Origin of the sequence: Pseudomonas sp. NPDC086278 (assembly GCF_050280905.1) — a bacterium.
Lineage (GTDB): Bacteria > Pseudomonadota > Gammaproteobacteria > Pseudomonadales > Pseudomonadaceae > Aquipseudomonas.
In genome coordinates this window covers 1-4,481 of record NZ_JBNNWE010000180.1, presented here as the reverse complement: position 1 = coordinate 4,481, position 4,481 = coordinate 1, and the positions used below count along the sequence as shown (strand labels likewise).

General features: G+C 61.8%; 4 protein-coding genes and 1 pseudogene. 3 read left to right on the top strand and 2 right to left on the bottom strand.

Annotated elements, in window-relative coordinates; all coding sequences use genetic code 11:
• Window positions 1–147 precede the first annotated feature (147 nt).
• The 3 genes and pseudogenes from ACQKP4_RS28475 to cmoB form a co-directional block, all read left to right on the top strand.
• Window positions 148–222: pseudogene (locus ACQKP4_RS28475) on the top strand (lysoplasmalogenase); the annotation flags it as partial.
• A 266-nt stretch (window positions 223–488) separates the two neighbouring features.
• Complete coding sequence (cmoA, locus tag ACQKP4_RS28470) at window positions 489–1,268, top strand: carboxy-S-adenosyl-L-methionine synthase CmoA (protein ID WP_427637369.1); 780 nt, start codon at window positions 489–491, stop codon at window positions 1,266–1,268.
• The gene (cmoB, locus tag ACQKP4_RS28465) at window positions 1,265–2,227 is read left to right on the top strand and encodes a tRNA 5-methoxyuridine(34)/uridine 5-oxyacetic acid(34) synthase CmoB (protein WP_427637367.1); all 963 of its coding nucleotides are present in this window, start codon (window positions 1,265–1,267) and stop codon (window positions 2,225–2,227) included. The genes cmoA and cmoB overlap by 4 nt, the downstream gene beginning before the upstream one ends.
• Before the next feature lie 107 nt (window positions 2,228–2,334).
• Here the strand turns inward: cmoB and tadA are convergent, their stop codons facing one another.
• Entirely contained in the window at window positions 2,335–2,832 is a 498-nt protein-coding gene (tadA, locus tag ACQKP4_RS28460; RefSeq protein WP_427637366.1) for a tRNA adenosine(34) deaminase TadA, read from the bottom strand.
• Window positions 2,832–4,208: a multicopper oxidase family protein gene (locus ACQKP4_RS28455; protein ID WP_427637371.1), complete on the bottom strand. Its 1,377-nt coding sequence runs from the start codon at window positions 4,206–4,208 to the stop codon at window positions 2,832–2,834. Before ACQKP4_RS28455 ends, tadA begins: the two co-directional genes overlap by 1 nt.
• Between the last annotated feature and the right edge of the window lie 273 nt (window positions 4,209–4,481).

Sequence of the window (4,481 nt, the reverse complement as noted above, 5' to 3'; positions counted from 1 at the left end):
CTCCACAGCTACAACCACTACCTGTCGCCAATAGCTATGGAGCAAAAAGCGGCATAAACACCGTAACCGGTGTCCGGGATTACTTGACCAGTTCAAGCCCCCTCGCCACAAGAGCCCCCCCTTGCCACAAAAGCACCGCTCATTACGTACGTGATCATCCTCAGCTACTGGCTGGGGCAATGGGGCATCACGGCCTCGGCGTTCACCCAGAAACAACGCTGACCCCTGTGGCGAGGGGGCTCGCCCCCGTTCGACGGCGCAGCCGGCGCAAATCCGGTGAATGGGGTGAAACTGAAAGAATGCGGGGGGAGTGCTTCGCACTCCAACGGGGGCAAGCCCCCTCGCCACAAGAGCGTTCTTGCCTGAATGCAGGGCAACGCTTCGCGCTCCAATAGAGCCAACCACAAGGGCGCTCTCGCCCTTTTGCGGCGAATTCAGCGCGGCGGTTTATCAGACAACCCGCGCATCCCCCGGTCAATTTGGCTAAAATGCCGGCCTTTTCCATCAACGCCGCTGGAACCGCCGTGAGCAAAGAACCCGATCGCCTATTTGCCCAGCCTTTGGCCCAGGTGCCTGACTTCGCCTTTAACGAGGACGTGGTGCGGGTGTTCCCGGACATGATCAAGCGCTCGGTGCCGGGTTATCCGACCATCGTCGAAAACCTCGGCGTACTCGCGGCGCAATTCGCCCAGCCCAACAGCGTGCTCTACGACCTCGGCTCGTCCCTGGGCGCCGTGACTCAGGCCCTGCGCCGTCACGTGCGCACCGACGGCTGCCGCGTGATCGCTGTGGATAACTCGGCGGCGATGGTCGAGCGCTGCCGCGAGTACCTCAACGGTCAGGACTCGATGTTCCAGGAGTTGCTGCCCGTCGAGGTCATCGAAGGCGACATCCTCGCCCTCGATTTCCAGCCGGCCTCGGTGGTGGCGCTGAACTTCACCCTGCAATTCATCGCCCCGGACCAACGTACCGCGCTGCTGAGCCGCATCCGACAATCGTTGTTGCCCGGCGGCGCGCTGATTCTGTCGGAGAAGCTGCGCTTCAACGATCTCGAAGAACACGCGTTGCTCACCGATCTGCACGTCGCGTTCAAACGCGCCAACGGCTACAGCGAACTGGAAATCGCCCAGAAGCGCAGCGCCATTGAAAACGTCATGAAGCCCGACAGCCTCGAAGAACACCGCGAGCGCCTGTTGGCCGCCGGGTTCTCGAAAGTCGTGCCGTGGTTCCAGTGTCTTAACTTTGCCTCGTTGATTGCCTTGCCATGATTGATCTGTCCCCCCTCGCCCGCCGTTTGGCCGGCACGCCGCTGGCCGACTGGGCCAACACGTTGCAGGCGCAACTCGACAAGAAAATGGAGAAGGGCCACGGCGACCTGGAGCGCTGGCAAAGTGCGCTGGACGCGCTGCCGAAGATCCAGCCAAGCGAGGTCGACTTGCTCAACGGCCTGACGCTGGACACTGAGTGCGACGATGAAACCCGCGCGCAGATGCATACCGCACTGATGGGGTTATCGCCGTGGCGCAAAGGGCCGTTCGATTTGTTTGGCGTGCACGTCGACACCGAATGGCGTTCGGACTGGAAGTGGTCGCGCGTCGCCCCGCATCTGAACCTTGCGGGCAAACGCATCCTTGATGTCGGTTGCGGTAACGGTTACTACATGTGGCGCATGCTCGGCGCCGGGGCCGACAGCGTGATTGGCGTTGACCCGAACTGGCTGTTCTTCTGCCAGTTCCAGGCCGTGCAGCGTTACCTGTCAGAACCGAACGCCTGGCACCTGCCGTTTCCGTTCGAAGACCTCCCGCCGAATCTCGAAGGCTTCGACACCGTGTTTTCGATGGGCGTGTTCTATCACCGGCGCTCGCCCATCGAGCACTTGCTGGCGCTGAAGGATTGCCTGGTCAAGGGCGGCGAACTGGTGCTGGAAACGCTGGTGATCGAAGGTGATCAGCAGCAAGTGCTGGTGCCGGAAGACCGTTATGCGCAGATGCGTAACGTGTGGTTCCTGCCGTCAGTGCCAGCGCTGGAGCTGTGGTTGCGGCGTGCCGGGTTTACCGATGTGAAATGCGTGGACGTGAGCGTGACCACGGTCGAAGAACAGCGCGGCACGGAGTGGATGAAATATCAGTCGCTGAGCGACTTCCTGGACCCGGACGATCACAGCAAGACCATTGAAGGGCTGCCGGCGCCGATGCGCGCGGTGATCGTGGCCCGTAAGCCAATGTAGTTCCCACGTGGGAGCGGGCTTGCTCGCGAACGCGCTGTATCAGTCAGTATTTTGTTGCCTGACACAGCGTATTCGCGAGCAAGCCCGCTCCCACAGGGGTGAAGTGTTTATTCGATGGGTTTGGCCCTTCGCGCCTTGAAGAATTCGCTCAACACAGCCCCGCACTCCTCAGCCAGCACTCCGCCTTCGAACAACACCCGATGATTCAGAAAGCCTTGGGTGAAGAACTGCCCCTGGCTCTGCACGATCCCGGCTTTGGGCTCTAAGGCGCCGTACACCACCCGCGCAATCCGCGAATGCACGATCAGGCCGGCGCACATGCTGCACGGTTCCAGGGTCACGTAGAGGGTGCTGCCCGGCAGGCGATAGTTGCTGGCAGCCAGGGCGGCGGCGCGGATCGCGACCATTTCGGCATGGGCGCTCGGGTCGTTGCCGCTGATCGGGCAATTGAAGCCGCGACCGATGATTTGCCCGTCCTGCACCAGCACCGCGCCCACTGGCACTTCACCCAGCGCCGCGCCTTGCGCGGCGAGGGCCAGCGCTTCGCGCATGAAGTCGCGATCACGGCTGCGATCGATGATCGCGGCGGGACGAATCTGACGCATCACGCCACCTCGATGGCGGCCATCAGGCCGGTTTCCATGTGGTCGATCACATGGCAATGGAACATCCACACGCCAGGGTTATCCGCCACCAGCGCCACTTGCGCGCGCTCGTTCTTGCCCAACAGGTAAGTGTCGGTGAAGTACGGAATGACCTTGTGCCGGTTCGAGGCAATCACCTTGAAGCTCATGCCGTGCAGGTGAATCGGATGCTGATACTGAGTCATGTTTTTCAATTCGAAAATGTAGCTTTTGCCCAGTTCAAGCTTGGCAATCGGGCGGTCGGCACAGGTCTTGTCGGTGATGTCCCAGGCCTTGCCGTTGATTTGCCAAAGGCTCGGCGGCTTGCCGTTGTCGACGTTGACCGACACCGAACCCACCCATTCGAAATTGAAGTTGAGTTTCTCGGCATTGGCCAGGTCGGGCTCGGCGACCGGATTGGCGGGCATCGCCGGCGGCCACTGCGTTGGCTCGTCGTTGTTGGCCACGGAGCGGAACGTGCCCAGGCGAACCGGGCCATTGCGCAGGGACAGTTCTTCACCGGCGGGCGGCGCCTTGATCGCCAGGCAAATACGCATGCCCGGACCGAGCCAGTATTCCTTGCCCAGCGGACGCGGTTCGACCGGATTGCCGTCCAGCGCGTAGATCTGCGCCTCGACGCCCGGAATGTTGAGGCGGTAAGTCAGCGTGTTATCGAGATTGAGCAGGCGCACCCGGGTGATCTGCCCGGCCGGCAAATCGATGATCGCTTGCGGCACACCGTTGATGGTCGCCAGGCGTCCCGCCGTACCGCCGCGTGCCGCTTCCCGGGGAATGCTGAACTCGACGAAATTGCCGGCGTCGTCGACGTGCCAGCTCTTGAGGTTCAGGGTTTTTTCGTATTTGAAGCCGGTAGGCTCGCGCTCTTCGATGATCAGCGGGCCGACCAGGCCACGGCCGAGTTCCTCGCTGCTGTTCACGTGCGGGTGATACCAATAGCTGCCGGCATCGGGCACGCGGAATTTGTAGTCGAAGTATTCGCCCGGCAGCACCGGCAATTGCGAAACGTACGGCACGCCGTCCATTTCCAGCGGCAGGCGGATGCCGTGCCAGTGAATGGTCGTCGCGACCGGCAGGTGATTGATGAAACGCACCCGCAGCCAGTCGCCCTGACGCACGCGCAATTCAGTACCCGGCGCCGACGGGCCGAACGCCCAGGCTTCGGTTTTGTGCCCGGGCACCAGCTCGACGTCCAGCGGCGCGGCGATCAGCTCATAGTCGTGGCCCGCGTCGGCGTCGGCCATCTTGCCCAGCCAGTAACGCGACGCGCCACCGGCCCCCACGCCAACCACCGCAAGACCGGCCAGACCACCGAGTATTTGTCGACGGGTAAAGGACATGAACTCAACTACCTCACATGAAAAGCGGCAGGCCCAGGCCCGCAAAAGGCGAATACGATACACCCGCAGTTGTGAAAGAAACAGCAAACCGACCGTGGCGAGGAGACGCATGCCAGCGAGTTTGTTACTGCCTGTTAAACGCCAAAGGCCCCGTAAACTCGCGCTCACGGGGCCTTTGCGCAGCTGTTGCTTGAAGCCATAACTGGCGGTTTGGTAATAGGTGATGGCGCGGGTGATCAGTGGATCGCTGTCGGTGGCAAGCGACTCGCGACT

What these genes read in the sequence shown, in the direction of transcription:
- cmoA (WP_427637369.1), top strand. Translation starts at nt 489, where the DNA reads ATGCCGGCCTTTTCCATCAACGCCGCTGGAACCGCCGTGAGCAAAGAA.
- ACQKP4_RS28455 (WP_427637371.1), bottom strand. Translation starts at nt 4,208, where the DNA reads ATGTCCTTTACCCGTCGACAAATACTCGGTGGTCTGGCCGGTCTTGCG.
- cmoB (WP_427637367.1), top strand. Translation starts at nt 1,265, where the DNA reads ATGATTGATCTGTCCCCCCTCGCCCGCCGTTTGGCCGGCACGCCGCTG.
- tadA (WP_427637366.1), bottom strand. Translation starts at nt 2,832, where the DNA reads ATGCGTCAGATTCGTCCCGCCGCGATCATCGATCGCAGCCGTGATCGC.